The following is a 1,140-nucleotide window of genomic DNA, read 5'->3' on the forward strand; positions in this document are numbered from 1 at the left end:
CTCGAAGAAGCCGATCACGTCGAGATCGCCCTGCCCCGGGAACGAGCGGTGGTGGCGCGCCCACTGCAGCACGTCCATCGACAGCAGCGGCGCGTCGGCCATCTGCAGGAAGAAGATCTTGTCGCCCGGGATGGCGGCGATGCCCGTGGCATCGTCCTTCAGCGACAGCGTGTGGAAGCTGTCGAGGATCAGGCCAAGGTGCGGGTGGTCGGCCTGCTTCACGATGTTCCAGGCCTGGCCGTACAGCGAGGTGTGGCGGCCCCAGGCCAGCGCCTCGAAGCCCACGCGAAGGTTGCGGCGCGCGGCGCGTTCCGCGAGCTCGTGCAGCTGCGCGGCGGCCAGCGCCGGGTCGTCCACCGAGAGCGGCGAGGTGTTGGAGCAGCACAGCATCAGCGGCGCGCCCATGGCCTCCATCAGGTCGAACTTGCGCTCGGCGCGCTCCAGGCTGCGGCGGAACTGCGCCTCGGGCATGCCCTCGAAATCGCGGAACGGCTGGTACAGGTCGATCGAGAGGCCGAGGTCGGAGGCGATGCGGCCCAGCTCGGCGGCGCTGCCCTTGAAGTTGACGAAGTCGGCCTCGAACAGCTCGATGCCGTCGAAGCCTGCGGCCGAAACGGCTTCGAGCTTCTGGCGAAGCGTGCCGCTGAGGGAGACGGTGGCAATGGAGCGATGCATGGGGGTGACTGTAGGAACACCCGCCGCCGCCCACAACGCTCCACATGTGCCCAGTGTTCGATCATCGAACGCGTGCGTGCATTGTTCGCACGGATTAGGGGTTAGACCTAGGGCCGTCCCCAGGGCTCGGACCCCCGCATTTCTCAAAGGCTGCGCCAGTAATCGATCAGCAGCTGCGTGAACTCGACCGGCCGCTCCACCGCGCTCAGGTGCGCCGCGTCGATGGTGGCCAGGCGCGCGCCGGGAATGGCGGCCACGATGGCTTCGGACATCGCCAGCGGCGTGGCCTCGTCCTGCAGGCCCGCGATCACCAGCGTGGGCACGGCGATGCGGCGGTTGCTGTCGCGGAAATCGATGGCGGCCACCGCGTTGCAGCTCTCGATGTAGCCCTGTGCATCGGTGCGCACCAGCACGTCGTGCAGCGCCTCGGCCGCGGCCTTGCCCTCCTGCGTGGTGACGTAGCCG

At 68.5% G+C, this 1,140-nt stretch carries 2 protein-coding genes; both read right to left on the bottom strand.

The features are described from left to right. On the bottom strand, positions 1-675 hold a 675-nt coding region (locus AC1DOC_RS34535), incomplete at its 3' end, for a sugar phosphate isomerase/epimerase family protein (RefSeq protein WP_478131691.1). A gap of 143 nt (positions 676-818) precedes the next feature. Continuing rightward, on the bottom strand, positions 819-1,140 hold a 322-nt coding region (locus AC1DOC_RS34540; RefSeq protein ID WP_478131692.1), incomplete at its 5' end, for an alpha/beta fold hydrolase.

This window comes from Variovorax sp. 01T439_2 (assembly GCF_056398445.1).